Raw genomic sequence first — 2,738 nt, forward strand, 5'->3', positions numbered from 1 at the left:
CTCGTCGCGGTCGAAGCGGGCGCCGCCGCCCGTGTCGGGGCGCAGCTCGATCAGCTTGCCGCTGATCCGGGTGCTCGTGAGCCGGTCCAGGACGTCGCCCGACAGGTTGGCGGGCAGCTCCACGAGCGAGAAGTCCGGGCGGATCTGGATCGCGCCGAAGTCGTCGCGGCGCAGGCCACCCTCGTTCGCGAGCGCGCCCACGATCTGGCGCGGCTCCACCTTCTGGCGCTTGCCGACGGCGATGCGGTACATCTCCATCGGCTGACCGCTGCCGCGCGGGGTGCGCTCGGAGCGGTCGTCGCGGTCGAAGCGGGGCCGTTCGGGACGGTCGCCGCGGTCGTTGCGGGAGAAGCGGTCCCCGCGGTCGCTGCGCTCGGGGCGCTCGGCGCGCTCCCGGTCCCGACGGTCGCGCTCCAGGCGCTGCTGGCGGCGCTCCTCTTCGGGGTCCAGGAGGAGCGGGGTGTCCCCCTGCGAGACGATCGCGAGGGCCGCGGCCACGTCAACCTCGGGCACATCGTGGTGATCGACGTAGTGCCGGATCACGTCCCGGAAGGTGTCGATCTGCTGGGTCTGGTTCAGCGCCTCGGAGATCGCGTCGTCGAAGCGGGACAGCCGGGTCGCGTTGACGCTGTCCACGCTCGGCAGCTGCATCTGCGTGAGCGGCTGCCGGGTCGCCTTCTCGATGGAGGTCAGCATGCGACGCTCGCGCGGGGTGACGAAGCTGATCGCGTCGCCCGTGCGGCCAGCGCGGCCCGTGCGGCCGATGCGGTGCACATAGGACTCGGTGTCGATCGGGAGATCGAAGTTCACGACGTGGCTGATGCGCTCCACGTCGAGGCCGCGGGCGGCGACGTCCGTGGCGACCAGGATGTCGAGCTTGCCGCTCTTGAGCTGGTTGACGGTGCGCTCGCGCTGGGCCTGCGCCACGTCGCCGTTGATCGCCGCGGCGGAGAAGCCGCGGGCGCGCAGCTTCTCGGCGAGCGTCTCGGTCTCGTTCTTGGTGCGGGTGAAGACGATCATGCCCTCGAAGTTCTCGACCTCGAGGATGCGGGTGAGCGCGTCCACCTTCTGCGGGTACGACACGAGCAGGTAGCGCTGCGTGATGTTCGCGGAGGTCGTGGTCTTGGACTTGACCGTGATCTCCTCGGGGTCGCGGAGGTGCTGTTTCGAGATGCGGCGGATCTGCGCGGGCATCGTGGCCGAGAACAGGGCCACCTGCTTGTCGACGGGGGTGTCGGCGAGGATCGTCTCGACGTCCTCGGCGAAGCCCATCTTGAGCATCTCGTCGGCCTCGTCGAGCACGAGGTACTTCAGCTCGGAGAGGTCGAGGGTGCCCTTGTTGAGGTGGTCCATGATGCGACCGGGGGTGCCGACGACGATGTGCACGCCGCGGCGGAGCGCGGACAGCTGCACGCCGTAGCCCTGGCCGCCGTAGACGGGCAGGACGCGGACGCCCTTGAGGCGGGCGGCGTACCGCTCGAAGGCCTCGCACACCTGGAGCGCGAGCTCGCGGGTGGGGGCCAGGACGAGGGCCTGGGGGGTTTTCTGCGCGGCGTCCAGCCGGGAGAGGATGGGCAGGGCGAAGGCGGCGGTCTTGCCGGTGCCGGTCTGCGCGAGTCCGACGACATCGCGGCCCGCGAGCAGCGGGGGAATGGTGGCGGCCTGGATGGCCGAGGGGGTTTCGTAGCCGACGTCACTCAGGGTCTTGAGAACGATTTCGTCAAGGCCGAGGTCGGCGAAGGTCAAATCAGCGCCTGGGGCAGAGGTGTCGCTGGGCGCAGGGGTGTCAGAAGACGTCATGCTGTTAACGGTACCCGCTCAATCGCGCTGACCGGACCAAACCGGCAAAAGGAAAGCCCCTGAACCTGTGAATGCGGCGTGTCGGCGCTCCGGGCGCGCCCGAAACGCGGCTTAGGCGACGTCGAGGTCGAGTCCCTCGGGGAGCGGGCCGGCCGCGACCACCGTGAGGTCCTGGGTCGCCCGGCTGAGCGCCACGTAGAGCCCGGAGCGCCCGACCCCGTCCGGGGTCACCATCTCGCCCGGCTCGACGAGCACGACCCGGTCAAATTCTAGGCCCTTCGCGCCGCCCGGATCCGTCAGCCACAGCCGCGACTCGGCCCCGGGGCCCGGACCGCGGGCGCTCAGGCCACGCGCGGCGAGCCCCGCACGGAACTCGCCGAGGCGCGCGCTCGGCACGAGCAGGGCCACGGTGCCCTCCGCGTGCGCCCCGAGGAAGGCCTCCGCGGGGTCGAGGGCCGCGTCGAGGACCGCGTCGCTCGGCACCGCGATGAGGCGCGGCGGGCGGCCGGTGCTGCGCAGCGAGGAGGGCGCGGCGCCCTCGGGGTCGATGAACCGGAGGACGCCCTCCGCGACCGCCATCACCTCGGCCGGGGTGCGGTAATTGACGGTCAGCTCGGCGCGGCGCAGGCGGCGGGTCTGTTCGCCCAGCAGCGTCTCCCAGCTCGTCGCGGCGGGCGAGGTGGCCTGATGAATGTCCCCGACCAGCGTGAACGACTGCAAGGGGCAGCGCCGGATGAGGGCCCGCAGCGCCATCGGGCTGAGCTCCTGGGCCTCGTCGACGATGATGTGGCCGTAGGTCCAGTCCCGCTCCTGCCCCGCGCGCTCCGCGAGGGTGCGCCGGTCCCGGACGCGGTGCCGATCGGCGAGCTGTTCGGCGGTGACGGCCGCGCCGAGCGACTCGGTGCCGTCGTCGCTGCCGCTCAGCTGCTCGAGCACCT

At 71.6% G+C, this 2,738-nt stretch carries 1 protein-coding gene and 1 pseudogene; both read right to left on the bottom strand.

The features are described 5' to 3' along the window. Window positions 1–1,800 (bottom strand): DEAD/DEAH box helicase (locus tag OOT08_RS15805; protein WP_325093793.1); only part of this gene is annotated, 1,800 nt, incomplete at its 3' end. 111 nt (window positions 1,801–1,911) lie between these two features. Continuing rightward, window positions 1,912–2,738, bottom strand: a pseudogene (locus OOT08_RS15810) (hypothetical protein); the annotation flags it as partial.

This window comes from Leucobacter sp. M11, assembly GCF_035726885.1.
Classification (GTDB): domain Bacteria; phylum Actinomycetota; class Actinomycetes; order Actinomycetales; family Microbacteriaceae; genus JAPFRB01.